The 24926-nt window shown below is 28.1% G+C and carries 29 protein-coding genes; 27 read left to right on the top strand and 2 right to left on the bottom strand.

What is annotated here, in order from left to right; all coding sequences use genetic code 11:
- Positions 1-84: 84 nt before the first annotated feature.
- From obgE to fmt, 3 genes are read left to right on the top strand one after another with little or no spacing between them, the layout of a single operon-like run.
- A complete protein-coding gene (gene obgE / locus ABLL_RS10550) occupies positions 85-1176 on the top strand; it encodes a GTPase ObgE (RefSeq protein ID WP_014474791.1) in 1092 nt (363 codons plus the stop codon).
- Positions 1173-1943 carry a glutamate 5-kinase gene (gene proB / locus ABLL_RS10545; protein WP_014474790.1) on the top strand — a complete coding sequence of 257 codons (771 nt, stop codon included), beginning with the start codon at positions 1173-1175 and terminating at the stop codon, positions 1941-1943. The genes obgE and proB overlap by 4 nt, the downstream gene beginning before the upstream one ends.
- 11 nt (positions 1944-1954) lie before the next feature.
- A complete protein-coding gene (gene fmt, locus ABLL_RS10540; RefSeq protein WP_014474789.1) occupies positions 1955-2875 on the top strand; it encodes a methionyl-tRNA formyltransferase in 921 nt (306 codons plus the stop codon).
- Between the two features lie 14 nt (positions 2876-2889).
- Here the strand turns inward: fmt and ABLL_RS10535 are convergent, their stop codons facing one another.
- A complete protein-coding gene (locus ABLL_RS10535; protein WP_041654850.1) occupies positions 2890-3783 on the bottom strand; it encodes an AEC family transporter in 894 nt (297 codons plus the stop codon).
- A gap of 65 nt (positions 3784-3848) precedes the next feature.
- On the opposite strand from ABLL_RS10535, the gene ABLL_RS10530 reads away from it, so the two are divergent.
- From ABLL_RS10530 to tolB, 14 genes are all read left to right on the top strand, one after another.
- Entirely contained in the window at positions 3849-4484 is a 636-nt protein-coding gene (locus tag ABLL_RS10530) for a biotin--[acetyl-CoA-carboxylase] ligase (protein ID WP_041655269.1), read from the top strand.
- Positions 4481-5257 carry a ParA family protein gene (locus ABLL_RS10525; RefSeq protein ID WP_014474786.1) on the top strand — a complete coding sequence of 259 codons (777 nt, stop codon included), beginning with the start codon at positions 4481-4483 and terminating at the stop codon, positions 5255-5257. Before ABLL_RS10530 ends, ABLL_RS10525 begins: the two co-directional genes overlap by 4 nt.
- 19 nt (positions 5258-5276) lie before the next feature.
- The gene (locus ABLL_RS10520) at positions 5277-6134 is read left to right on the top strand and encodes a ParB/RepB/Spo0J family partition protein (protein WP_014474785.1); all 858 of its coding nucleotides are present in this window, start codon (positions 5277-5279) and stop codon (positions 6132-6134) included.
- 113 nt (positions 6135-6247) lie between these two features.
- Complete coding sequence (locus tag ABLL_RS10515) at positions 6248-6670, top strand: ATP synthase F0 subunit B' (protein ID WP_014474784.1); 423 nt, start codon at positions 6248-6250, stop codon at positions 6668-6670.
- 13 nt (positions 6671-6683) lie between these two features.
- Entirely contained in the window at positions 6684-7196 is a 513-nt protein-coding gene (locus ABLL_RS10510) for a F0F1 ATP synthase subunit B (RefSeq protein WP_014474783.1), read from the top strand.
- Positions 7196-7726, top strand: a complete 531-nt coding sequence (locus ABLL_RS10505; protein WP_014474782.1) for a F0F1 ATP synthase subunit delta — start codon at positions 7196-7198, stop codon at positions 7724-7726. Before ABLL_RS10510 ends, ABLL_RS10505 begins: the two co-directional genes overlap by 1 nt.
- Before the next feature lie 21 nt (positions 7727-7747).
- Positions 7748-9265 (top strand): F0F1 ATP synthase subunit alpha, encoded by a 1518-nt coding sequence (gene atpA, locus ABLL_RS10500; protein ID WP_014474781.1) that lies wholly within the window; start codon positions 7748-7750, stop codon positions 9263-9265.
- Between the two features lie 10 nt (positions 9266-9275).
- The gene (atpG, locus tag ABLL_RS10495; RefSeq protein ID WP_014474780.1) at positions 9276-10160 is read left to right on the top strand and encodes an ATP synthase F1 subunit gamma; all 885 of its coding nucleotides are present in this window, start codon (positions 9276-9278) and stop codon (positions 10158-10160) included.
- 18 nt (positions 10161-10178) lie between these two features.
- Positions 10179-11573, top strand: a complete 1395-nt coding sequence (gene atpD, locus ABLL_RS10490; protein ID WP_014474779.1) for a F0F1 ATP synthase subunit beta — start codon at positions 10179-10181, stop codon at positions 11571-11573.
- 22 nt (positions 11574-11595) lie between these two features.
- Complete coding sequence (gene atpC, locus ABLL_RS10485) at positions 11596-11973, top strand: ATP synthase F1 subunit epsilon (RefSeq protein WP_014474778.1); 378 nt, start codon at positions 11596-11598, stop codon at positions 11971-11973.
- Positions 11974-11979: 6 nt separating this feature from the next.
- Complete coding sequence (locus ABLL_RS10480; RefSeq protein WP_014474777.1) at positions 11980-12540, top strand: MotA/TolQ/ExbB proton channel family protein; 561 nt, start codon at positions 11980-11982, stop codon at positions 12538-12540.
- Between the two features lie 4 nt (positions 12541-12544).
- Positions 12545-12934: a biopolymer transporter ExbD gene (locus ABLL_RS10475; protein WP_014474776.1), complete on the top strand. Its 390-nt coding sequence runs from the start codon at positions 12545-12547 to the stop codon at positions 12932-12934.
- Between the two features lie 3 nt (positions 12935-12937).
- Positions 12938-13663: a TonB C-terminal domain-containing protein gene (locus ABLL_RS10470; RefSeq protein WP_014474775.1), complete on the top strand. Its 726-nt coding sequence runs from the start codon at positions 12938-12940 to the stop codon at positions 13661-13663.
- A gap of 5 nt (positions 13664-13668) precedes the next feature.
- Entirely contained in the window at positions 13669-14940 is a 1272-nt protein-coding gene (gene tolB / locus ABLL_RS10465) for a Tol-Pal system protein TolB (protein ID WP_014474774.1), read from the top strand.
- Positions 14941-14977: 37 nt separating this feature from the next.
- Here tolB and ABLL_RS10460 read toward each other — a convergent pair whose 3' ends face one another.
- The gene (locus tag ABLL_RS10460) at positions 14978-15493 is read right to left on the bottom strand and encodes a ferritin-like domain-containing protein (RefSeq protein WP_014474773.1); all 516 of its coding nucleotides are present in this window, start codon (positions 15491-15493) and stop codon (positions 14978-14980) included.
- A gap of 150 nt (positions 15494-15643) precedes the next feature.
- Between ABLL_RS10460 and ABLL_RS10455 the strand changes: the two genes are divergently transcribed.
- The 10 genes from ABLL_RS10455 (at position 15644) to ABLL_RS10410 (ending at position 24917) form a co-directional block, all read left to right on the top strand.
- Complete coding sequence (locus tag ABLL_RS10455) at positions 15644-16183, top strand: OmpA family protein (RefSeq protein WP_014474772.1); 540 nt, start codon at positions 15644-15646, stop codon at positions 16181-16183.
- A gap of 5 nt (positions 16184-16188) precedes the next feature.
- Positions 16189-17151 (top strand): tol-pal system YbgF family protein, encoded by a 963-nt coding sequence (locus ABLL_RS10450; RefSeq protein WP_014474771.1) that lies wholly within the window; start codon positions 16189-16191, stop codon positions 17149-17151.
- A gap of 28 nt (positions 17152-17179) precedes the next feature.
- Positions 17180-17749 carry a peptidylprolyl isomerase gene (locus tag ABLL_RS10445; protein WP_014474770.1) on the top strand — a complete coding sequence of 190 codons (570 nt, stop codon included), beginning with the start codon at positions 17180-17182 and terminating at the stop codon, positions 17747-17749.
- Positions 17750-17891: 142 nt separating this feature from the next.
- The gene (fabD, locus tag ABLL_RS10440) at positions 17892-18821 is read left to right on the top strand and encodes an ACP S-malonyltransferase (RefSeq protein WP_014474769.1); all 930 of its coding nucleotides are present in this window, start codon (positions 17892-17894) and stop codon (positions 18819-18821) included.
- Entirely contained in the window at positions 18814-19509 is a 696-nt protein-coding gene (locus ABLL_RS10435) for a 5'-methylthioadenosine/adenosylhomocysteine nucleosidase (RefSeq protein ID WP_014474768.1), read from the top strand. Before fabD ends, ABLL_RS10435 begins: the two co-directional genes overlap by 8 nt.
- A gap of 127 nt (positions 19510-19636) precedes the next feature.
- The gene (locus tag ABLL_RS10430; protein WP_014474767.1) at positions 19637-21073 is read left to right on the top strand and encodes a sodium:alanine symporter family protein; all 1437 of its coding nucleotides are present in this window, start codon (positions 19637-19639) and stop codon (positions 21071-21073) included.
- Positions 21074-21144: 71 nt separating this feature from the next.
- Positions 21145-22269: a sensor histidine kinase gene (locus tag ABLL_RS10425; RefSeq protein WP_014474766.1), complete on the top strand. Its 1125-nt coding sequence runs from the start codon at positions 21145-21147 to the stop codon at positions 22267-22269.
- 2 nt (positions 22270-22271) lie between these two features.
- Entirely contained in the window at positions 22272-22952 is a 681-nt protein-coding gene (locus tag ABLL_RS10420; protein WP_014474765.1) for a response regulator transcription factor, read from the top strand.
- A 65-nt stretch (positions 22953-23017) separates the two neighbouring features.
- On the top strand, positions 23018-24448 hold the full coding sequence (aspA, locus tag ABLL_RS10415) for an aspartate ammonia-lyase (protein ID WP_014474764.1): 1431 nt from the start codon (positions 23018-23020) through the stop codon (positions 24446-24448).
- Positions 24429-24917: an asparaginase domain-containing protein gene (locus tag ABLL_RS10410; protein WP_014474763.1), complete on the top strand. Its 489-nt coding sequence runs from the start codon at positions 24429-24431 to the stop codon at positions 24915-24917. Before aspA ends, ABLL_RS10410 begins: the two co-directional genes overlap by 20 nt.
- Positions 24918-24926: the final 9 nt, after the last annotated feature.

Genomic DNA, 24926 nt, shown 5'->3' with positions numbered 1-24926 from the left:
AAATTAACATAACTAATTAAAAGTTAACAGTGAAAATCACAATTTTACTTTTAGTTTTTAATTATTTATTAAAAGGAAAGTTATATGTTTATAGATAGCGCTAGATTTGCCGTTACATCTGGAAAAGGTGGACAAGGGTGCGCTTCGTTTAGAAGAGAAAAATTTGTTGTTAAAGGTGGACCAGATGGTGGAGATGGAGGAAAAGGTGGTGATGTTTACTTTTTAGTTGACAATAATACTGATACTCTATCAAGTTATAAAGGAAAAAAATTCTTTAAAGCTGATAATGGAAAGCAAGGTATGGGTGGAAATATGACAGGAAAATCTGGAGAAACACTTGTATTGGTTGTTCCTCCAGGAACTCAAATTATTGATGATGAAACAAATGAAATTATATTTGATTTATTAATTCCTGGAGAAAAAGTTTTATTTCTTGAAGGTGGAAAAGGTGGATTAGGAAATGTTCACTTTAAAAATTCAAGAAATCAAAGACCTACATATTTCCAACCAGGATTACCAGGAGTTACAAAAAACATTAGATTAGAGTTAAAACTAATTGCAGATGTTGGATTAGTAGGTTATCCAAATGTAGGGAAATCAACTCTAATTTCTGTTACATCAAATGCAACTCCTGAAATAGCAAATTATGAATTTACAACAATAACACCAAAACTTGGAGTTGTTAATGTTGGAGATTTTAACTCTTTTGTGATGGCTGATATTCCAGGAATTATAGATGGAGCTAGTGAAGGAAGAGGTTTAGGACTTGAATTTTTAAAACATATTGAAAGAACAAAAACTTTATTATTTGTAATTGATGTTGCAAATTATAGAACAATGATTGAACAATATAAAGTTTTAAAAGAAGAAGTTACAAAGTTCTCTACAGAATTATCAAAAAGAAATTTTGCAATTGTACTAAGTAAAGTTGATGGATATTTTGGTGAAGATTTAGAAAACGATATTAAAAATTTTATAAAAGAAATTGGTTTAGAACAGAGTAATTCAAATGAATTTAAATTTGAAGGTGATTACCCATATTTTATTCAAGATTTAATTTATTCAAGATTTGATAATAGTAAGCCATACTTTGTTTTACCAATTTCATCTTTAACAAAATTAAATATTAAACCATTAAGTTTTGCCTTATATAATTTATTGGAACAAGATAAATGAAAAGATTAGTTATAAAAGTTGGAACTGCAGTTTTAACTGAAGATAATAAAAAACTTGCATTAGAAAGAATTCAAAATTTAGTTAATTTAATAGCTAAATTAAAAAATGAAAAAAAATTAGAAGTTATTTTAGTTTCATCGGGTGCTGTTGGTGCTGGATATACAGTACTAAAACTTGATAAGAAAATTTTAGCTAATAAACAAACACTAGCAGCAATTGGTCAGCCAAAATTGATGAAAACATATCAAAATATGTTTGAAAAATATGAGATATCGTGTTCTCAACTTCTTTTTACAGCTGATGATTTTGATTCAAGAAAAAGATTACAAAATGCTAGAAATGTAATGGAAATTTTATTAGAAAACAAAGTACTTCCTATTATCAATGAAAATGATATTATCTCAACAGATGAATTAATTGGAGATAATGATCAATTAGCAGCTTTTGTAACTTATTATTTTAAAGCAGATATGTTGGCAATTTTAACAGATATTGATGGATATTATGACAAAAATCCAAGAGAATATGAAGATGCAAAATTACAAAAAAACATTTCTTTTATATCTTGCGAGGAACTTGAAAAAAAACCTAGTGCAAATTCACAATTTGCAACAGGTGGAATAGTAACAAAACTTAAAGCAGCAGATTTTTTAATGCAAAATAACATTCCTATGTATTTATCTTCTGGATTTGATCTAACAAATGCTTATGATTTTTTAGTTGAAGGAAATCATAAAAATGGAACAATTTTTCAATCAAAAAAATAAAAGGATAAATATTGAGTAAAAAAATTCTATTTATGGGAACTCCTGATTATGCAACAACAATTTTTAAAGAGTTGATAAATAGTAAATATGAAGTAGTAGGATTATTTACTCAACCTGATAAACCAGTTGGGCGAAAACAGATTTTAACTCCTCCTCATATAAAACAATATTGTTTAGATGAAAATTTAGATATTTCAATTTTTCAACCTATTAAATTGAGAGGGAATGAAGAAGCTAAAAAACAAATAGAAGAATTAAAACCAGATTTTATAATAGTTGCTGCTTATGGACAGATTCTACCAAAAGAGATTTTAGATATTGCTCCTTGCATAAATCTTCATGCTTCACTTTTACCAAAATATAGAGGTGCAAGTCCTATTCAAGAATCATTATTAAATGATGATTATTTTACAGGTGTTACATCTATGCTTATGGAAGAAGGTCTTGATAGTGGAGATATTTTAGGTTTACAATATCTAAAAATCAATTCAACTATGGAAGTATCTGAAGCCTTTGAAAAATTGTCAATTATTGCAGCAAATTTAACAATAACTACTTTAGATAATTTTGAAAATATTAAACCCCTTAAACAAAATGAATCAGAAGTTAGTTTTTGCAAAAAAATTAAAAAAGATGATGGTTTAGTAAATTTCTTAAATGCAAAAAAATTGTATTTGAAATATAAAGCTTACTCTTATTGGCCAGGAGTTTTTTTAGAGTCAGAGCTAAAATTAAAAGATATTGAATTATATGAAGAAGAATCAATAAATAAAGAGGGAGAAATTTTAGAAATCTCTAAAGATTTTATCGTTATTGGATGTAAAAAAGGAAGTCTAAAAGTAAAAACTTTACAAGCTCCTTCAAAAAAAGCTATTAGTTCAGTTGATTTTATAAGAGGTCAAAGACTTGAAGTAGGAGATATTTTAGTATAAATTTAGCGTAAACATTACGCTAAATATGTGGTATACATTGTTATTGTAAATAGACTCAATAAAACTCCTAATACAAGAGAATTGATTGCGATTTTTTCATCTAAACCACCTTTTATAGCTAAAACTGTTGCCATAGTCATTGGCGGCATTGCAACTTCGATAATAGTTACTTTTACCCAAGTTTGATCTATTCCATAGAAGTATTTAAATCCAATTAATATTATTATTGGTACAACAATCATTTTTAGAATCATTGCAACAGAAACAATATGTAATCTTGCAAAAATATTTTTCAATTCTAACTTCATACCAATAGCAATCATAGCAAGTGGCACTAATGTTGAACCAAGTGTTTGTGTAGTTAACAATATGAAGTTTGGTATTTCAAAATTCTTTGCAATTAATGTAACAAAAAACATAATTTGAGGTGGGAATAAAAAAATAGATTTTGAAATAGATTTTACACTATTTTTTTTACCATTTCCCCAAGTAATTATAAACATACCAACTGAAACTAAAAGTAAAAATGAACCAAAAATATCATATATCAAACCATACACAATGAAATCTTGCCCATAAAAAGCATCTATATATGAAAACCCTATAAATGAAGTATTTCCAAATGTTGCCATAATCATAAATGTAGCAAAGTATGTTCTATTTAATCTCATTAATTTTCCTACTAGATATGCTAGAGTAAGATTAAATAAAATGAAACATATAAACATTAAAATTAATCCAATGATTCTTTGATCAATAATCAAAGGATAAATTTTTGAAAAAACAATGGACGGAAGAGAAAAGTAGATGATAAATTCAATTAATTGCTTTGAATTATCATGAAAAAATACTTTAAATAAGTATCCCAAAGCTAAATAAATTGCAATCGGTAAAACAGGGTCTAACATACTAACCTTTTTTGCAAAGATTATAATTAATAATATCTTCTATTTTAATTATGTATAATCCAAAAATGAAAATTATAAGATTAGATGAAGTTGATTCAACTCATACGTATTTAAAAAAATATATAAGTTTAAATGGATTTAGTGAACCTTTATGTATAGTATCAGATTTTCAAACAAATGGAATTGGAAGTAGAGGAAATTCTTGGACAGGTAGAAAAGGAAATTTGTTTTTTTCTTTTGTTTTAAATATAAAAGATTTACCAAAAGATTTGCCTTTGCAAAGTATTTCAATCTATGTTTCATATATTTTGAAAAATATTTTGAAAAACTTAAAATCAAAAGTTTGGATAAAATGGCCAAATGATTTTTATATAGAAAATAAAAAAATTGGTGGAACTATTACAACTATGTCAAAAGATATAATCTATTGTGGGATAGGATTAAATCTTTTAGAAGTAGATGAAGAATTTGGTAAATTAGATATAAAAGTCGATATAAATAGTATATTAAAAGATTATTTTTCTGAAATAGAAAAAAAGATTTTATGGAAGCAAATATTTAGTGATTTTAAGATAGAATTTCAACTTAGCAAAAAGTTCCAAACGACCATAGATAATCAAAAAGTTTCACTCGAAAATGCGATATTAAACGAAGATGGTTCAATTCAAGTAAACAACAAAAAGGTATTTAGTTTAAGATGACAGAAATTATTTCAATAGCTAATCAAAAGGGTGGAGTAGGTAAAACTACTACAGCTGTAAATTTAAGTGCAGCACTTGCCTTAGAGGGAAAAAAAGTCTTATTAATAGATGCTGACCCTCAAGCAAATGCAACCACATCATTAGGTTTTCATAGAGATACTTATGAATATAACATTTATCATGTAATGTTAGGAACAAAAGAATTAAATGAAATTATTTTAGATTCAGAAATAGAGAATTTAAAAGTTGCACCTTCAAATATTGGACTTGTAGGAATAGAAAAAGAATTTTATAAAAATACAAAAGAAAGAGAATTGGTATTAAAAAGAAAAATTGATCCAGTTAAAAAAGATTTTGATTATATTATAATTGACTCGCCTCCTGCATTAGGACCAATAACTATTAATACACTAAGTGCTTCAACATCTGTATTAATACCAATTCAATGTGAATTTTTTGCATTGGAAGGTTTAGCACAATTACTAAATACTATAAAATTAGTTAAACAAACAATTAATCAATCTTTACAAATTAGAGGTTTTTTACCTACAATGTATAGTTCTCAAAATAATTTATCAAAACAAGTATTTGCAGATTTAGCACAACATTTTGAAAATAAGTTATTTAAAATAGATGATAACTCATATGTTGTTATACCAAGAAATATAAAATTAGCTGAGAGTCCAAGTTTTGGTAAACCAATCATGCTTTATGATACAAATTCAAGTGGAACAAAAGCATATACAAACTTAGCAAGAGCAATTGCAGGATAATTTATTTATAGGAAATAATATGGCACTAGGAAGAGGATTAGGAGAATTATTAGGTGAAGTTGAATCTGCTTATGTAAATTCAACAGGAAATAATACATCAGGTGTAAAAAAAATAGATGTTTCAATAATAAAAGCTAATCCAAATCAGCCAAGAAAAATTTTTGATGAAGATAAATTATTTGAACTAAGTGAATCAATAAAAGAGCATGGTTTATTACAACCAATAGTTGTTGTAGAAAATGATGATAATACATATACATTAATTGCAGGTGAGAGAAGATTAAGAGCTCATAAACTTGCAAAAATTGATAAAATAAAAGCTATTATTGTTGATGCTGATGTATTAAAATTAAGAGAATTAGCATTAATTGAAAATATTCAAAGAGATGATTTAAATATTATCGAATTGGCATATTGTTACGCACAGTTACTAAATGAACATAATATCACTCATGAAGAATTATCAAAAAAAGTATTTAAAAGTAGAACTTCTATTACAAATACATTAAGATTGTTACAATTAAACTCATATGTACAACAATTTTTAGCAACAGACAAAATTAGTGCAGGGCATGCAAAAGTTATGCTTGGATTATCTAATGATGAACAAAGAATGGTTTGTGATTCAATTATAGGACAAAAACTTTCAGTTAGAGAAACTGAAAAACTTGTAAAAGAATTAAAAGAAAGAAATACTGAAAAACCTAAAAAAGAAATAATTTCTACAAATTATAATATAGACCCATTGAAAAATTTAATGGCAAAACTTCAAGAAAATGATTTAAAAGTTAAAGTAGAAAAAAACTATTTTAAAATTGAATTTAATTCGCAAGAAGAGATAGACAAAATATCTAGTTACTTTAATTTACAATTGTAACAAAATCTAAAAATTTCCAAGCTAATTTTTTCTTTTAATATATTTTTATACTTTGTTTTGCTAAAATATTAGAGTTTTAGTTAAACTAAACTGTAAAAAATATGGAGGAATGAATGTTAGACATAAGTCCTGTATTATTGCTTAGCTCTGGTATCATCTTTCTTTTAGTTGTTGCTAGACTAAACAGTTGTCTTTTCAAACCATTATTAAAGCACATGGATGATAGAGCAGCTTCTATAAAAAAAGATTTAGAAGATGCAAAGTCAAATGGTGCAGATGTAGATGGTTTGTTAGCTGAAGCAAATGAAATTATTTCTAAAGCTAAAAAAGAAGCAGCTGCAATTAGAGAACAAGCTTATAAGGAAGCAAAGGATAGTGCTGATGCAAAACTTGCAAGTGCTAAATCTAATTTAGAAGCAAAATCTGTTGAATTTGCTAAAAACTTACAAGACGAGACTAAAGCTTTAAAAGATTCTTTAGTATCTTCTATGCCTCAATTTAATGAGAGCCTAAAAGCTAAGCTTAGCTCAATTTAAAAGGGAAGAGAATATGAAAAGAATGTTATTACTTGGGTTAGCTTTAGCTCCTGTTGCATTATTTGCAAACGAAGGCGCGGTTGAAACTGATATAGTACAAAGAACCGTTAACTTTATAATATTTGCTGGAATTTTATGGTATTTACTTGCTGATAAAATTAAAGCATTTTTTGCCAATAGAACTTTATCTATTCAAGCGGAACTTGACAAAGTTCAAGAGACTTTAAAAGCTTCTCAAGATAAAGTTTCAGATGCACAAAAAAAATTAGAAGAAGCAAAAAAAATTGCTGCTGATATTATTGAAGGTGCAAAAGCTGATATTGATTCAGTTAAACAAAAAGTCGCAACTGCTGTTGATGCGGATATCGCAAATCTAAATAAAAATTTAGATGAAATGATGAAAGTTGAAACATCAAAAGCTAAAAAACAAGTTGTTACAGAAGTTCTTGAAGAGCTATTAAATTCAGAAAATATTAAATTAACTCAAAATGAGTTAGCGAATATTGTTCTTAAAAAGGTAGCATAATGAAAGATTTAGTAGCAAAAAGATACGTAAAAGCTTTAATTGATGGTAGAGATAGTAACACTATAAATACTATTAGTAGTAAGTTAAATGAAATTTCTTCGGCATTTGCTGATGAAAAATTTAATTTTATTATATCTTCACCAGAAGTTGCAGATAATGCAAAAATTGATTTAATAATCTCTTTAGTTGATGGTATAGATTATACATTAAATAATTTTATTAAATTACTTGGTGAGAAAAGAAGATTAGCTTTATTACCATTTATTGCAGAAGAGTTAAATACACAAATTGCAAAAATGAATAATAGTTATGTAGGTGTTGTTTATACAAATCTTGAATTATCAAGTGATTATGTATCTTCAATTGAAGAACAATTTAGTAAAAAATTTGATGTTAAATTATCATTATCACAAAATGTTTGTGATTATGATGGTATTAAAGTAGATATTGACGGACTTGGGGTAGAAATCTCTTTTTCTAAAGAGAGATTAAGATCACAGTTAATTGATCATATTTTAAAAGCAGTTTAGAACTTATAAAGGAGAAATTGAATGGGTGCAAAAATTCAAGCTGATGAAATCAGTTCTATAATAAAAGAAAGAATTGATAACTTTGAATTAAATGTAGATGTAAATGAAACAGGTAAAATTATCTCTTATGCAGATGGTATTGCACAAGTTTACGGTCTAAAAAATGTTATGGCTGGGGAACTAGTTGAGTTTGAAAATGGTGAGAGAGGTCTTGCTTCAAATTTAGAAGAATCTTCTGTTGGTATCGTTGTTCTTGGAAAAGGAGAAGGTCTTAGAGAAGGTACTTCTTGTAGAAGACTTGGAAAACTTTTAGAAACACCAGTTGGTGATGCAATGGTTGGTAGAGTTGTAAATGCTCTTGGTGAAGCTATTGATGGTAAAGGTTCAATTGCAGCAGCTGAATATAGATTTGTAGAAGAAAAAGCTCCTGGAATTATGGCAAGAAAATCTGTACATGAACCATTACAAACTGGTATTAAAGCTATTGATGCATTAGTTCCAATTGGAAGAGGGCAAAGAGAGCTTATTATTGGTGATAGACAAACTGGTAAAACAACAGTTGCAATTGATACAATTCTTAACCAAAAAGGTGAAAATGTAATTTGTATTTATGTTGCAATTGGACAAAAATCATCTTCTGTTGCTTCTGTAGTTAGAACATTAGAAGAATCAGGTGCAATGGAATATACAATCGTTGTTAATGCATCTGCTGCTGATTCATCAGCTTTACAATTCTTAGCTCCATATACAGGTGTAACTATTGGTGAATATTTCAGAGATAATGGTAAGCATGCACTAATTATTTATGATGATTTATCTAAACATGCTGTTGCATATAGAGAAATGTCATTAATTTTAAGAAGACCTCCAGGAAGAGAAGCATATCCAGGGGATGTATTTTATCTACACTCAAGATTATTAGAAAGAGCTGCAAAAATGTCAGATGAAAAAGGTGCTGGTTCTATGACTGCGTTACCAATCATCGAAACACAAGCTGGAGATGTTGCTGCTTATATTCCAACAAACGTAATTTCTATTACTGATGGACAAATTTTCTTAGAAACTAACTTATTTAACTCAGGTATAAGACCTGCAATTAATGTAGGTTTATCTGTTTCTAGGGTTGGGGGAGCTGCTCAAATTAAAGCTACTAAACAAGTTGCAGGAACTTTAAAATTATCACTTGCTCAATATAGAGAACTTGAAGCATTTGCTCAATTTGCATCAGATTTAGATGAAGCTACTAGAAGAGAATTAGAACTTGGTCAAAGAATGGTTGAAGTTTTAAAACAAGGTGTTAATAAACCTCTAGTGATTGAAAAACAAATTGTAATTATTTATGCAGGTACTAAAGGGTACTTAAATGATATTGCAGTTAAAGATGTTGTTAGATTTGAAGCTGAATTACATTCATTCTTTGAACAAAAATATTCAAATATTTTAGAAGCAATTAAATCTAAACAAAAAATAGATGATGATACAGAAGCAGAATTAAAAGCTGCATTAGAAGAGTTTAAAACTGTATTTAGTGCAAACTAAGGATTAGTCAATGGCTAACTTAAAAGAAATAAAATTAAAAATAGGTAGTGTTAAAAATACTCAGAAAACAACGAAAGCTATGAAGCTTGTATCTTCTGCAAAACTAACTAGAACAAGACAATTGTCTGAACAAGCTAGAAGTTATGCTAGAAAGATAAATGATGTGCTTTCTGATATTGCTGCTAGAGTTAGCAAAGTTCAAGACGAAGGAAATATTGGTAGAGCATTTGTACAAAATGATACTCCAAAAACAGTTGATATTGTTTTTGTAACTGCTGATAAAGGACTTTGCGGTGGTTTTAATATGGCAACAATTAAAACTGTTAGTAAATTGATTTCAGAATATGAAGCAAAAGGTTCAAAAGTTAGATTAAGAGCTGCTGGAAGAAAAGGAGTAGATTTCTTCTCTTTCCAAGGTGTTGCGTTAGAGCAAAAAGCAAGCGATTTATCATCTGCACCTGAATATGATAGAGCTGCTGAGTTTATTCATAGTGTTGTTGAAGATTTTAAAAATGAAGTTACTGATAAAGTAATAGTTGTTTACAATGGTTTCTTAAATATGCTATCTCAAGAAATTAGAGTTAGAGAGTTATTACCAATTAGTTTAGATGCTGTTGAAATAGAAGATAACTCATCTATGTTAAATATTGAGCCAGATGATGATGAAGAAGTTTTAAACGAATTAACTGATAAATATATTGATTTCAATATGTATTATGCTTTGATTGATTCTTTAGCTGCTGAACACAGTGCAAGAATGCAAGCAATGGAAGCTGCAACTAAAAATGCAAAAGAAAAAGTTAATAGTTTAACAGTTGAATATAATAAAGCTAGACAAGCTGCAATTACAACAGAGCTGATAGAAATTATCAGTGGTGTTGAAGCATTAAAATAATTTAAAGGAGCTGCCCGTATGAAAGGTAAAATTATTCAGGTAATGGGTCCGGTTGTTGACGTAGAATTCGACGGATACTTACCAGAAATTAATGAAGCTATTGATGTAGTATTAGCAGATGCTAATAAAGACAGATTAGTATTAGAAGTTGCTGCGCATATTGGTGATGGTAGAGTTAGAACTATCGCTATGGATATGACAGAAGGTTTAACTAGAGGTCAAGAGTGTAATGCTACTGGTGGACCAATTAAAGTTCCAGTTGGTGAAGCAGTACTAGGAAGAATTTTTAATGTTATTGGTGATCCAGTTGATGAAGGTGCTGCAATTCCTGCAGAAACTGAAAGATGGTCAATTCATAGATCAGCACCAACTTTTGAAGAGCAATCAACAAAAACTGAAATGTTTGAAACAGGTATTAAAGTTGTTGACCTTTTAGCTCCCTATTCAAAAGGGGGAAAAGTTGGATTATTTGGTGGTGCTGGAGTTGGAAAAACAGTTATTATTATGGAATTAATCCATAACGTTGCTTTTAAACACTCTGGATACTCTGTATTTGCTGGTGTTGGTGAAAGAACAAGAGAAGGAAACGATCTTTATCATGAGATGAAAGACTCAAACGTTCTTGATAAAGTTGCATTATGCTATGGTCAAATGAGTGAGCCTCCAGGTGCAAGAAATAGAATTGCATTAACTGGTCTTACAATGGCTGAATACTTTAGAGATGAAAAAGGTCTAGATGTACTTATGTTTATTGATAATATCTTTAGATTTGCACAATCAGGATCTGAAATGTCAGCATTATTAGGAAGAATTCCTTCAGCTGTTGGATACCAACCAACACTTGCTTCAGAAATGGGTAAATTACAAGAAAGAATTACTTCTACTTCTAAAGGTTCTATTACTTCTGTTCAAGCAGTTTACGTTCCAGCGGATGACTTAACTGACCCAGCTCCAGCTTCTGTATTTGCTCACTTAGATGCAACTACAGTTTTAAATAGAAAAATTGCTGAAAAAGGTATTTATCCTGCAGTTGATCCACTTGATTCAACTTCAAGAATTTTAAATGCAGATATTATCGGATTAGAACACTATAATACAGCAAGAGGTGTTCAATCAGTATTACAAAAATATAAAGATTTACAAGATATTATTGCAATTCTTGGTATGGATGAGTTATCAGAAGCAGACAAACTTGTTGTTTCTAGAGCAAGAAAAATTGAAAGATTTTTATCTCAACCATTCTTCGTTGCAGAGGTATTTACAGGAAGCCCAGGTAAATATGTTGAATTAAAAGATACTATTGCTGGATTCCAAGGAATTTTAGATGGTAAATATGATAACATTCCTGAAATGGCATTCTATATGGTTGGTGGAATCGACGAGGTTCTAGCAAAAGCTGAGAAAATGAAATAACAAAAAACCATTAAGGCATAACATGGATACAATTAGATTATCAATCGTTACACCTAATGGAGAAATATTTAATGATGATGTGAAAACTGTTACTCTTCCTGGAAAAGAGGGAGAGTTCGGTGTTCTACCAGGACATTCATCTTTAATTTCTTCATTAACTGTTGGTGTTATCGTTATTGAAAAAGCAAATTCTACAGAAGCTGTTGCTATTAACTGGGGACATGTGAAAGTAGATGAAAAATCAGTTGATGTGCTAGCAGATGGAGCTATTGCATTAACAGCTGGAAAAGATTCAGAAATCGCTAAAAATATTGAAGCAGCAAAAGCATTAGTTAATTCTGTAAAAGATTCTAATATTTCTGTTGCTTCAGTTGAAGCAAAAATTAATTCATTTGCATAAAAGCACATGATTACTACATTACTAAATTATTTGGCAAATAGTAGTGCTATAACTTATATAGTTTTAGCACTATTGTCAACTTATCTAATCATTACATTCTGGGTTTTCTTTTACAGAAATAGCATTTTAAATTCACTTCTTAGTAATGAGAAGAAATCTTTAGAAGCTTTAACTTCAAGAGAAGCTAGATTTTCGCCGTTGTCAGCACTTAACAAGTGTTCAAATAATTCAACTTCAAAAGAGTTATTGCATGCATGTGAAATTAATATAGTTAAAGATGCAAGTAATGGTCTTTCTTGGTTAGCTATAATATCGTCAACTTCACCATTTATTGGTCTTTTTGGTACAGTTGTTGGTATACTAGAATCATTTGCAAAATTTGCAAATCAGTCAAAAGTTGCATTTTCAATAATTGCTCCTGCAATTAGTGAAGCATTAGTTGCGACAGCAGCAGGTATATTAGTGGCGATTTTTGCTTATACATTCCATCAAATACTTACAAGAAAAGTTTATGAACTTAATATTTTTCTTAAGGCACAATCGCAAATTTTAATTGCTAAAGGGTAAAATAGTGTATGATTTTAATCAAAAACCAGATTTAAATATTACTCCTTTAGTTGATATTATGCTAGTTTTATTAGCAATATTAATGGTAACAGCTCCTGTTATCGAATTTGAAGAACCAATTACACTTCCAACAGGAAGTAGATCACAACAAACACAAGATGTTCAAAAAATTGATATTATTATTACAAAAGATAGAATTGTAACATTAAATAAAAATAAGGTTGAAATATCAAACTTTGCAGATAGTTTTTTACAGTTCTCAAATGGAAAAGATCAAAATACACCAATTTATATCCGTGCAGATAAAAGTTTAAAATATGATGATATTATTTATGTTTTAAAATCAGTTAAAGAAGCTGGTTTTTTTAAAGTGGCATTAGTGACAGATGGATAATAAATGCAAAATAATCTTTCATTTACAGTTTCAGGTATAATTGCGATTTCTCTATATCTTCTTTTAGCTTTTTCGGTACTTTTTTATATAATGAGTCCAGTACCAAATACTATTAATATTACGCCAACTTCTACTTCAATAGAACTTGATATGATAGTTGAAAAAGCTGAAAAAAAGATGGTTGAAAGAAAAGTAGATAAAATAATTGAAAAAGAAGAGGTAAAAGAAAAATCAGCTTCTGCTTCAAATGAAAAGAGACCTGACTTAAAATCTTTATTTGCTAATGTTAAAGAAAAAGCACCTAAAGTTACAAAAGAAGAAGTTAATAATGTTCAAAAATCGATTGATCCTAAAAGATTTAAATCAAAATTTGAAAAAGAAAAGAAATCTTCAAATATTAAAATTGATAAATTATTAGAAGATGAAAAAACAGCAACTAATACAAAAAGTACAAATGCTGCAAAAGGTGTTGAAACAGATGAATATTTTGCTCAAATAAGTGATATGTTATCTGCTTGGGTACCTGTTGGTTCTGGACTTAAAGCTGTTGTATTAATTATGATTGATTTAGATGGTAAGTTTGATTATAGTTTTGTAAAAAAATCAGGTGATGAAACTTTTGATACTTCTTTAAAAGTTTTTTTAGAAGAACAAAAGAATATTGCTTATCCTAAGCCAACAAAAGGAAAGGCAGTTAAAATTAATGTTGATTTCAAATCAGAAGGATGAGAATTATGTTTAAAATATTTTTGTTAATATCATTGATATTTAGTTCAGTTTTTGCAGAAGTTGATGCAAATTTAGAAATAATTAAAAAAGCAAACTCTGTACCAAAAGTTTTAGTTTCAGTTGCTACAGATGCAATGGAAGTTGAAACTCTTAATAAAATAAAAAAGAGTTTATCTGATGACCTAAATGTAAGTGGTCATTTTGAAATAGCAAGTGTAAATAGCCAAACTGCTTATGATAGTTTACCTGATATTTTAGCTTTATCAAACCAAGGTATTGGATTATATTTAAATTTATCAGCTAAAAAAGAAGCATCAGGGGATTATACTTTGATGACAAAATTGTATGATATTAATGCAAGAGCTTTAATTTTAGAAAAAAACTTTACAACTTCACAAGAAGATAGATACGTTTTTTTAGCTCATAAAGCAGCAATATCAATAAATGATTTTTTTAAAGCTCCGAGTATTGCTTGGATGGATAAATTTGTTGTATTCTCAACATATCGTGGAGCTGGTAAAGCAGATATTATGATTGGTGATTATACTCTAACTTATAAAAAAACTGTTGTAACTGGTGGATTAAATATTTTCCCAAAATGGGCAGATAAAGAACAAAAAACTATATATTATACTACTTATAATTATAAAAAACCTACATTAGTTAAATTAAATATTTATAATAGAGGTAAAGAAATAATCATGGATTCTGATGGTATGATAGCTTGTTCTGATGTAAATAAAGATGGAACTAAACTTTTAATTACTGCATCACCTACAGGGCAACCTGATATTTTCTTATATGAAACTAGAACGAAAAAGAAAACTCAAATTAGCAGATTTAGTGGAATTGATGTAGGTGGACAATTTATTGAAAATGATTCAAGAATTGTTTTTGTATCAGATAGATTAGGAAATCCTAATATTTTTGCTCAAGGAATTAACTCAACTGCAGTTGAAAGATTAGTTTATCATAGCAATAATAATTCTTCAGCTACTGCACATGAAAATAATATTGTTTATAGTAGTAAAGATTCAGATAATGAATTAGGTGGAAAAAGTTTTAACTTATATTTAATTTCTACTAAAACTGATAGTTTAAAGAGACTTACATCTAGTGGAGTTAACCAATTTCCAAAATTTTCTAATGATGGTGAAACTTTACTTTTTATAAAAACTTTTGAAGGAGTGAGTTCTGTTGGTATAATTAGACTAGATTATAGTAAATCTTTTTTATTCCCTTTATCTACAGGACGAATTCAATCTATTGATTGGTAGGGTTTAATTAAAGTATGGATTTCCATACTTTAATTTTTTAATTTAGATTTTTCTTTAAATCGGCAATAAATTCTGTAATATCATCATGAAGTGTTTGCAAATCTTCTTCATGTTCTACTTCATCTGCTAATATTTGGCTTACAATATCATAAGTTACTATGTCTTTATTTCTTGTTATATCAACAATTTTAGAATAAGTATTTATGGCACATTGTTCACCTTTTATAGCATCTTTTAAAATAGCTACTACATCAAAGTTTCTTGGTGCATCATATCCACAATTTGTGTGTTTTATCCATTCATTAGGATCTAGAAGAGGAGTTCCTCCTAGTTGAAGAATTCTATCTGCAATCATATTTGCATGTCTTAATTCATCAGTTGCGTGTTGATTAAGTTCAACAATTGCAGCATCTTTCATAATACCTTTTACAACTTTACTTTCAATAAAGTATTGATAATATGCTAACCATTCATCTGCATAAGCTCTATTTAACAGATGAATAATTTCACTTATTTCAATATCTTTTATTATTGAATTTCCTACTCTTGCCATCTTTTTCTCCTTAAAATAGAATGTTATTTGATATTACATAAGTAATTCTTAATAAGCAATAAGAATCAATTAATTATTATTTAAAATCTAAACAATAATTAAGGTTCAATTTAATATCATTTCAGGAAATTTTATTTCAAGGAAAAAATTATGAAAAAGTTAGGTATTTACTCTGTATTAGTTGCAGCATTATTATTTACTACAGGTTGTAGTGAAAAAAATGTTGATATGAATGTTGATAATGGTGCTTCTCAACCAGAAGTTGTTAGTACACCAGATACAAATATTGCTGATGGAAGTTTCTCAGCTTTAGAAAAAGTTGGTAATGGAAATTACTATATGATTAATGGACAAAAAGTGTTAATTGAACATGTTTATTTTGGATTTGATAAATATGATTTAACTGCTGAAAATAAAGAAAAAGCAGTTTCTAATGCTTCTAAATTATCTCCATTAACTGCTGATACAACAGTTAAAGTTTTCGGTAACACTGACGAATGGGGAACTGATGAGTATAACTACGCATTAGGTTTAAAAAGAGCTAACTCTGTAAAAGATGTTTTAGTTTCAAATGGTGTAACAGCTAATATTTCTTTAGTATCTTTAGGTGAAAGTAATCCAGTTTGTACTGAAAAAACTAAAGATTGTTGGGCAAAAAACAGAAGAGTTGAACACGAATTAAGTAAATAATTCTGATGAATAAGTATCTTCTACCTTTATTAGTAGTAACTTCATTAACCGTAGCCGAAGAGGTTTCGGTTTATGGAGCTGGGAGTTTAAATGCTGATAGTCCTTACGGACTTAGTTCATCAGAAAAGCATATTTTAAAAAACCAGACAAACATAAGTAATATATCTTCTAAATTAGGAGATATAAATACTTTAGTTGAATCAATTAATAGAAGGTTAGAAGGCTTAGAATCTACATATGAAGGTGATTCTGCAAAATTAAATTCAACTGTACTTAAAGTAAATGAATTATCGCAGAAACTAAATTTATCTTCAGATCTAGCTTCTAATACAACACCTACAACTCAGTCAACAAATAATGATTTGACTGATACCGTGAATAATTTAAAAGCTGCTCTTAGCAAATTGACAGCTCTTGTTAACAAAATCAATTCTGAATATGTGTCTTCAACTGAACTTGAGAAAAATATGCAGCAATTTATAACAAGAGAAGAATTTGAGGCCTTGAAAAAAGCAGTTGGTGTTAAAACATCACAAGTAAATCCTACAAAAACTAACGAAAAAAAATCAGCTGAAGTAGATGAAATCAAAAAAAATCTTACTTCAGATGATAAAGCAAAATTATTATCTGATGCAAAAAAAGATTTTAGTGCAAAAAAATATGATAATGCTATTCCTAAATATGAAAAACTTGTTGAAGTTAACTATAAACCTGCTGAAAGTAATTATTATTTAGGTGAAATGTGGTATATAAGAAAAAAATTTGACGTTGCAATAAGTCATTTTAAAAAATCTGCAATACTAAATGATAAAGCAGCTTATATGCCTACATTATTATTGCATAGTGCTATTTCATTTGAAAATACAAAAGATAAAGATAATGCTAAAAGTTTTTATTCTACTTTAATTGATCTTTATCCTGATTCAAGTGAAGCAAAAGTAGCAAAAAAAAATTTAGCTAAATTATAATAATTATAAAATTAAATAAGGAAAAAATATGTCACATAAAGTTATAGGTATAGAATATACATTAAAAGATGCAAAAACAGGTGAACATTTAGATACAAATGTTGGTCAAGCTCCATTAGAATTTATTTCTGGAAAAGGACAAATCATTCCTGGTTTAGAAGTTAAATTAGTTGAAATGTCAGCAAATGAAGAAGCGGATGTAATGGTTGAAGCAAAAGATGCTTATGGTGAGTATAATGAAGAAGCAGTTCAAACATTACCAAAAGAACAATTCGCTGGTATTGAATTAGTTGAAGGTATGTCATTATATGGAACAGGTGAACATGGTGAAACTGTACAAGTTGTAGTTAAATCTTTTTCTGATTCAGATGTAACAATTGATTATAATCATCCAATGGCTGGAAGAACTTTAATGTTCTCAGTAGCAATTTTAAGTTTAAGAGATGCAACTGAAGAAGAAGTTCAAACAGGTGTTGTTGGTGGTATGGCTGCTATGGGTGGTGGTTGTTGTGGTGGCGGAGGTCACTCACATGGTGAAGGTTCTTGTGGAACTGGACATGATCACGGACACTCTCATGGTGGTTGTGGTTGTCACTAATCTTTTTTATATAAAGAAAAATTTGAAAATTTGCCCAAGTGTATTTATACATTTGGGCAAAATTATTTTTTAGGGTTATGAAATTTAACTTTAAAAAATGATTTTGAATAAATTTGAAATTTATATATAAGAGGTATTTATAATGAAAAAAGTTGCTTTTATATTTCCTGGGCAAGGAAGTCAAACAGTTGGGATGGGAAAAGATTTTTTTGAGAATAGTGAAATTGCAAAAAATATGATTTCAAAAGCAAGTGATAGATTGGGTATTGATTTTGAAAAACTTTTATTTGAAGAAAATGAAAATTTAGGAAAAACAGAATTTACACAACCTGCTATTTTATTAGTAAGCTCAATTGCAAATGCAATTTTTAAAGAAAAATGTGATATTAAACCAGAATTTGTTTTAGGGCACTCTTTAGGTGAATTTTCAGCTTTAGTTGCTGCTGGTGCTATTGATTATTTAGATGCTGTTGAATTAGTTCATAAAAGAGGTTTATTTATGAGTGAAGCTTGCGCTGGTGGAAATGCTGGTATGATGGCTTTAGTTGGAATTGATGATACTACAGTTGAAAAAGTATGTGTTGAGCAAAGAGAACTTGGTAAAAAAGTTTGGCCAGCAAACTATAATATGGATGGACAACTTGTACTTGCAGGTATTAAATCAGATTTAGAATCTTTAGTTGATGTATTTAAAGGTGCAGGTGCAAAAAGAGCTATTGTTTTAGATATGTCAGTTGCATCACATTGTGAATTATTAAAAAGTGCAGTTGAAAATTTAAAACCATATTTACAAGAGTTTTTAAAAGATGAATTTGCTCCTGTTATTTCAAATGTAAGTACTCAAGCTTATACAACAAAAGATGAAGCTATAGAATTATTAGCTTCACAACTTACAAGCCCAGTTAAATATAAACAATCAATTAAAGCTCATGAAGATAAAGTTGATTTATTTATTGAATTTGGAAATGGAATTGTTTTAAAAGGTTTAAATAAAAAAATCACAGATAAACCAACAGTTAATGTTTCAGATATGAAAACATTAGAAGCTGTAATAGGTGAATTAAATGACTAAATTAGCAATTATGGGAGCAATGGAAGAGGAAATTGAACCTCTTTTAGCTCACTTTGAAAATGTAAATATTGTTGAGTTTGCAAATAATAAATATTATGAAGTAAATTATAATGGTTTAGATATTGTGATTGCTTATTCAAAAATTGGAAAAGTATTTGCAAGTTTGACAGCTGCAACAATGATAGAAAAATTTGGTTGTGATACACTTTTATTTTCTGGTGTTGCAGGAGGAATTAATCCTAAACTTAAAATTGGTGATTTGATTATTGCAGATAAATTATGCCAACATGATTTAGATATTACTGCTTTTGGTCATGCTCATGGATATGTTCCAGGTGGAAAGGTTTTTGTTGAAACTACAAAAAGTTTAAGAGAAATCGCGATTAAAGTTGCAAATGAAAATAATCTTAAAGTTATTGTTGGAACAATTGCAACTGGAGATCAGTTTGTCCATTCAACACAAAGAAAAGATTTTATTCAATCTACTTTTAATGCAGATGCTTTAGAGATGGAAGGTGCGAGTGTTGCAGTTGTTTGTGATGCTTTAAATGTTCCATTCTTTATACTAAGAGCTATCTCTGATACTGCTGATATGGATGCTGGATTTGATTTTGATGAATTTTTAAAATCAAGTGCTAAAAATTCTGCTGATTATTTAATCAAAATAGTAAAAGAATTAATTAAATAATACTTCTTAATTAAAATAAAGTTGAAATTATAATTATTTCAACTTTATTGTATATTTTTTCTAATTTAAAACCCTCTTTTAACACTCTTTTCAATGATAAAGTTTTCTATTATAAAAAGGAGACAAGATGTTAGCTGAAATAAATACATTTTTAAGTGATATTATTTGGGGTTCTATTTTAATATATTTATTACCTATATTAGGATTATTTTTTACAGTAAGTTCTAGATTTGTACAATTTAGATATTTTTTTAAAATGTTTCATATTTTAAGAGAAACAGTTAGAGATAAAGAGGGACATATTTCTTCTTTTCAAGCTTTAATGCTTAGCGTTGCTGGACGTGTTGGTGGTGGAAATATTGCTGGTGTTGCTGTTGCTATAACACTAGGTGGTCCTGGTGCTGTTTTTTGGATGTGGCTTATTGCACTTGTTGGAATGGCAACAAGTTTTTTTGAATGTTCCTTAGCTCAATTATATAAAGAAAAAGATGGATTAGATTCATGTCTTTATAGAGGAGGCCCAGCTTATTATGCGACAAAAGCTTTAAAACAAAAATGGCTTGGTATTGTTATTTCTATTTTACTTTTAATCACTTTTGGTTTTGCATTTAATGCAACTCAATCATTTATTATCTCAACTTCTTTTCAAGCTTCTTTTAATCTTCCTACTTGGATAACAGGATTAGTATTAACTTTAGTTTTTGGTATTACTATTTTTGGTGGAGTAAAAAGAATAGCTAGAATGTCTGAGGTTATTGTTCCTGTTATGGCTTTAGGATATTTGTTAATTGCTTTAGTTGTTATTGTTTTAAATCTTGACAAAATTCCTTCTTTAATTGTTATGATTATAACTGAAGCATTTAATCCAAGTTCTGCAATTGGTGGAGGAATTGGTGCTGTTATTATTCAAGGTGCAAAAAGAGGTATGTTCTCAAATGAAGCAGGACTTGGAAGTGCGCCAAATGTTGCAGCCGTTGCTTATGTGGCACATCCTGTACAACAAGGAATAGTTCAATCTTTTTCAGTGTTTATTGATACAATAATTTTATGTTCTTGTACAGCATTTATTATTCTTTTATCTGGTGTTTATACTCCAGGAATTAGTGGTGTTCAAGGGGTTTTATTAACTCAAAATGCTTTAATTGAACATATTGGACCATTTGGTGGATACTTTGTAACTATTGCACTATTTTTATTTGGTTTTTCATCAATGATTTATAACTATTATTTAGCTGAAAATAGTTTAAATTTCTTCAGTAAAGGAAATGTAACAGTATTTAATATTTTTAGAATATTATGTATTTTACTTGTTATTTGGGGTTCATTTCAAGATTTAAGTTCTATTTTTGCTTTCTCTGATTTATCTATGGGATTATTAGCAATTATAAATATGATTGTTATTGCAATATTATATAAACCAGTACTTCAATTAATCAAAGGTTATGAAAGACAATTAAAAGAAGGGAAAGTTCCAGTTCTTAGATACAATGATTATAATGAATTTAACATCGATAAAAATACTTGGAAAGAGATTGTTGATAATATCAACGATAAAAAAGATTAAGAGTTAACTCTTAATCTTTTAAGCAATTTTTAGACATCATATAAACTAAAAGATATAAACAAAGGTTTTTTATGTTTAATAAAGAAGGAATACCATTTTTTATTATAGTTATACCTTTTTTATCAATATTATTTGTATCTTTTCTTTCAATCTCATACTATTTAAAACTATCAAATGAAACTTATCAAACTGAAATAAATGAATATAAAAGACTTCATTTAAATAAATTAAGTGATACACAAATTGTTAATACATTTTTAGAAATAAAAATCAAAGAGCATGAAAAAGAAGAAGAAAAATTTAAAAAATTTTTACTTACTGCAACAGCTGTAATTTTAACTTTTATGGTACTTTTTACTTTTTTAATGTTATCAATTATAAAAGATGTTATAAAAAAATATAAATTACAAGTTCAAAATAGAGAAAATGCACTTGAAAGTTTGAATGAAAATTTATCTTTAAAAGTAAAACAAGGGATTGAAGAGGCTAAACAAAAAGATAGAAAAATCTTAGAACAAGCTAAGTTAGCAAGAATTGGTTCTATGATTAGTATGATTGCTCATCAATGGAGACAACCTTTAAGTCAATTATCTGGAATTTTAATGGAATTAGAAACCACAACAAGATTTAAAAAAGTAGATAATGATTATATTTTAAATGCTATTGATAAAAGTGATAAGATGATTGAATTTATGTCAAATACAATAGATGATTTTAGAAATTTCTATAAACCAGATAAGAAAAAAGAGGATTTCTATGTTTCTGATGCTTGTAAAAAAGCGATAAATATTATAGATGCAACTTTAGAAAATCTTGGAATAAATCTTATTTTAGATATAAAAGATGATAAAAAAATTTTTGGATATCCAACAGAATTTTCTCAAGTTATTTTAAATATTATAAGTAACGCTAAAGATGTTTTAATTGAAAAAAATATAAAAAATCCAAAAATTGAGATAAATATAGAATCAAAAGGTATTTTATCAATTATTACAATAAAAGATAATGCAGGTGGAATTGAAGAAAAAAATTTAGAACAAATCTTTGACCCATATTATAGTACAAAAGATTCATCAAAAGGAACTGGACTTGGTCTTTATATTTCAAAACTAATAATTGAGCGAAATATGGGTGGAGATTTAAGTGTATCTAACGACAGTGATGGTGCTGTTTTTAAAATAGTTGTAGCAGGATAAAAATGAAACCAGAATTAATTGAAGAGTTAAAAAATATCTCTATTTTATGTGTTGAAGACGAAGATGGAATAAGAGAAACAATTGTAAATACTTTAAATTACTATTTTAAAGATGTATATGAAGCAACAAGTGGAAATGAAGGATTTGAACTTTATGAATATTATAAACCAAAAATTGTAATAACAGATATTCAAATGAGAGATGGAAATGGTGTTGAATTAGTTAAAAGAATTAGAGAAAATGATTTTGAAACAATGATTATTATGTTAACAGCTCACTCAAATGAAGAATATTTGATGGAATTAATAAATTCTAATGTAAATCATTATATTTTAAAACCTTTAAATCTAAAAAAATTGTCACAAGCTTTGGAAAAATATCTTGTAAAATCTTCAAAACCAGTGATGTTAAGTGAAGATTTACTTTTTGATTTGCAAAAAAGAGAATTAGTTTATAAAAATAGCGAAATAATTCCATTGAGAAAAAGAGAAAAAGATTTTTTATATTTATTATATGAAAGAAAAGATTCAATTTTGAAATATGAAGAGATAGAGTTTGAGCTGTGGAATGATAAAGAGATGACAACCCATGCCCTAAAATCATTTATAAAAGAATTACGAAGCAAATTACCAATAAACGTAATCAAAAATGTACCTCAAGAAGGGTATACTTTACAAAAATAATAAAAGACACTTTTTGCATACTTTTATTTTATAATATTTTAAAATTATTAATCAAGAGGATAATTATGGAAAAGCAATATAGAATTGAAAAAGATTTTTTAGGTGAAAAAGAGATAGAAACAACTAAATATTATGGTATTCAAACTTTAAGAGCAAAAGAGAATTTTGATATTACAAAAACAAGTCTTTCTTTGTTTCCAAATTTTATAAAGTCTCTAGCAAAAGTTAAAAAAGCTTGTGCTTTAACTAATTATGAATTAGGTGATTTAACAGATATTCAAAAAGATGCCATCATCCAAGCTTGTAATGAGATAATTGATGGAAAATTTAGAGATCAATTTATAGTTGACCCTATTCAAGGTGGAGCTGGAACTTCTACAAATATGAATGTAAATGAAGTTATAGCTAATCGTGCTTTAGAAATTCTTGGAAAACCAAAAAGTTCTTATGACATCATTCATCCAAATAATCATATAAATATGAGTCAATCAACAAATGATGTTTATCCAACAGCTATAAAATTAACTTTACATGAGTTGATTTACAGATTAAAAGATAGTTTAAGATTTTTAAGAGATTGTTTTGAAAATAAATCTGTAGAGTTTAAAGATGTGCTTAAAATGGGAAGAACTCAGCTTCAAGATGCTGTTCCTATGACTTTAGGACAAGAGTTTAAAACTTTTGCAGTTATGATTGATGAAGATATTTTTAGATTAAGAGAGTGTCAAGCACTTTTAAAAGAAGTAAATCTTGGAGCAACTGCAATTGGTACAGGAATTAATACAAAACCAGCTTATCAAAGAAAAGTAATCTCTAATTTAAGAGAAGTTACTGGAGTTGATTATGTAAGTGCTGGAGATTTGATTGAAGCTACTCAAGATACAGGAGCATTTGTACATATTTCTGGAGTTTTAAAAAGAGTTGCTATAAAAATCTCAAAAATTTGTAATGATTTAAGACTTTTAAGTTCTGGTCCACGAGCTGGATTAAATGAGATTAATTTGCCACCATTACAACCAGGAAGTTCAATCATGCCAGGAAAAGTAAATCCTGTTATTCCTGAAGTTGTAAATCAAGTGGCTTTTGAAGTAATTGGAGCAGATACAACTATCTCAATAGCAAGTGAACATGGGCAATTACAACTAAATGTATTTGAGCCTTTAATTGCATATAAATTATTTAATTCTATAAATATGATGAGAAGAGCTTTTTACTCTTTAGGTGAAAAATGTGTAAAAGGTATAACAGCAAACGAAGAAGTTTGTATGAATAATATCTTAAATTCAGTTACTTTAGTAACTTGTTTAAATCCAATTTTAGGATATGAAAAAAGCTCAAGTATCGCAAAAGAAGCTTTAAAAACAAACAAAAGAGTTTATGATTTGATTTTAGAACAAGGTTTATTTACTAAAGAAGAGTTGGATGAATTACTTCAACCAAAAAATATGGTACATAATTATGAGAAGGACGAAAAAAATGAAGATTACGCTGATTAATACAGGTGGAACTTTTAATAAAAGATATAATCCCTTAAAAGGTGAACTTGAAGTTCCAAAAGACAATATTGCACTTGATGAGATAATTGAAAGTTGTTTTAATATTGAATTTGAAATTAAAAATGTAATTTCAAAAGATAGTTTAGAAATAGACAATGATGATAGAGATTATCTTGTAAAAATTATAAATGAAAGTAGTGAAAATATTATCATAGTTCATGGAACAGATACTATAGATATAACTTCTAAATATATTGATGAAAGAGTTAAAGATAAAAAGATAGTTTTAACAGGAGCTATGGTTCCTATGAGTATAAAAAAAGTTGAAGCAACTCTAAATTTCGCACAAGCAATTGGATTTTTAAATGCACCAATATCAAATGGAGTTTATATTTCTATGCACGGATGTGTGACAAATTATGCTAAACTTTTGAAAAATAGACAACTAGGACAATTTTTAATTTCATAAAGGATTTAA

It is taken from the genome of Arcobacter sp. L, assembly GCF_000284235.1.
GTDB lineage: Bacteria > Campylobacterota > Campylobacteria > Campylobacterales > Arcobacteraceae > Aliarcobacter > Aliarcobacter defluvii.
Note: the sequence above shows the minus strand (reverse complement) of the source record. Positions and strands in the feature narration are given on the sequence as shown.

What these genes read in the sequence shown, in the direction of transcription:
- obgE (WP_014474791.1), top strand. Translation starts at nt 85, where the DNA reads ATGTTTATAGATAGCGCTAGATTTGCCGTTACATCTGGAAAAGGTGGA.
- proB (WP_014474790.1), top strand. Translation starts at nt 1,173, where the DNA reads ATGAAAAGATTAGTTATAAAAGTTGGAACTGCAGTTTTAACTGAAGAT.
- ABLL_RS10535 (WP_041654850.1), bottom strand. Translation starts at nt 3,783, where the DNA reads ATGTTAGACCCTGTTTTACCGATTGCAATTTATTTAGCTTTGGGATAC.
- ABLL_RS10530 (WP_041655269.1), top strand. Translation starts at nt 3,849, where the DNA reads ATGAAAATTATAAGATTAGATGAAGTTGATTCAACTCATACGTATTTA.
- ABLL_RS10525 (WP_014474786.1), top strand. Translation starts at nt 4,481, where the DNA reads ATGACAGAAATTATTTCAATAGCTAATCAAAAGGGTGGAGTAGGTAAA.
- ABLL_RS10520 (WP_014474785.1), top strand. Translation starts at nt 5,277, where the DNA reads ATGGCACTAGGAAGAGGATTAGGAGAATTATTAGGTGAAGTTGAATCT.
- ABLL_RS10515 (WP_014474784.1), top strand. Translation starts at nt 6,248, where the DNA reads ATGTTAGACATAAGTCCTGTATTATTGCTTAGCTCTGGTATCATCTTT.
- ABLL_RS10510 (WP_014474783.1), top strand. Translation starts at nt 6,684, where the DNA reads ATGAAAAGAATGTTATTACTTGGGTTAGCTTTAGCTCCTGTTGCATTA.
- ABLL_RS10505 (WP_014474782.1), top strand. Translation starts at nt 7,196, where the DNA reads ATGAAAGATTTAGTAGCAAAAAGATACGTAAAAGCTTTAATTGATGGT.
- atpA (WP_014474781.1), top strand. Translation starts at nt 7,748, where the DNA reads ATGGGTGCAAAAATTCAAGCTGATGAAATCAGTTCTATAATAAAAGAA.
- atpG (WP_014474780.1), top strand. Translation starts at nt 9,276, where the DNA reads ATGGCTAACTTAAAAGAAATAAAATTAAAAATAGGTAGTGTTAAAAAT.
- atpD (WP_014474779.1), top strand. Translation starts at nt 10,179, where the DNA reads ATGAAAGGTAAAATTATTCAGGTAATGGGTCCGGTTGTTGACGTAGAA.
- atpC (WP_014474778.1), top strand. Translation starts at nt 11,596, where the DNA reads ATGGATACAATTAGATTATCAATCGTTACACCTAATGGAGAAATATTT.
- ABLL_RS10480 (WP_014474777.1), top strand. Translation starts at nt 11,980, where the DNA reads ATGATTACTACATTACTAAATTATTTGGCAAATAGTAGTGCTATAACT.
- ABLL_RS10470 (WP_014474775.1), top strand. Translation starts at nt 12,938, where the DNA reads ATGCAAAATAATCTTTCATTTACAGTTTCAGGTATAATTGCGATTTCT.
- tolB (WP_014474774.1), top strand. Translation starts at nt 13,669, where the DNA reads ATGTTTAAAATATTTTTGTTAATATCATTGATATTTAGTTCAGTTTTT.
- ABLL_RS10460 (WP_014474773.1), bottom strand. Translation starts at nt 15,493, where the DNA reads ATGGCAAGAGTAGGAAATTCAATAATAAAAGATATTGAAATAAGTGAA.
- ABLL_RS10455 (WP_014474772.1), top strand. Translation starts at nt 15,644, where the DNA reads ATGAAAAAGTTAGGTATTTACTCTGTATTAGTTGCAGCATTATTATTT.
- ABLL_RS10450 (WP_014474771.1), top strand. Translation starts at nt 16,189, where the DNA reads ATGAATAAGTATCTTCTACCTTTATTAGTAGTAACTTCATTAACCGTA.
- ABLL_RS10445 (WP_014474770.1), top strand. Translation starts at nt 17,180, where the DNA reads ATGTCACATAAAGTTATAGGTATAGAATATACATTAAAAGATGCAAAA.
- fabD (WP_014474769.1), top strand. Translation starts at nt 17,892, where the DNA reads ATGAAAAAAGTTGCTTTTATATTTCCTGGGCAAGGAAGTCAAACAGTT.
- ABLL_RS10435 (WP_014474768.1), top strand. Translation starts at nt 18,814, where the DNA reads ATGACTAAATTAGCAATTATGGGAGCAATGGAAGAGGAAATTGAACCT.
- ABLL_RS10430 (WP_014474767.1), top strand. Translation starts at nt 19,637, where the DNA reads ATGTTAGCTGAAATAAATACATTTTTAAGTGATATTATTTGGGGTTCT.
- ABLL_RS10425 (WP_014474766.1), top strand. Translation starts at nt 21,145, where the DNA reads ATGTTTAATAAAGAAGGAATACCATTTTTTATTATAGTTATACCTTTT.
- ABLL_RS10420 (WP_014474765.1), top strand. Translation starts at nt 22,272, where the DNA reads ATGAAACCAGAATTAATTGAAGAGTTAAAAAATATCTCTATTTTATGT.
- aspA (WP_014474764.1), top strand. Translation starts at nt 23,018, where the DNA reads ATGGAAAAGCAATATAGAATTGAAAAAGATTTTTTAGGTGAAAAAGAG.
- ABLL_RS10410 (WP_014474763.1), top strand. Translation starts at nt 24,429, where the DNA reads ATGAAGATTACGCTGATTAATACAGGTGGAACTTTTAATAAAAGATAT.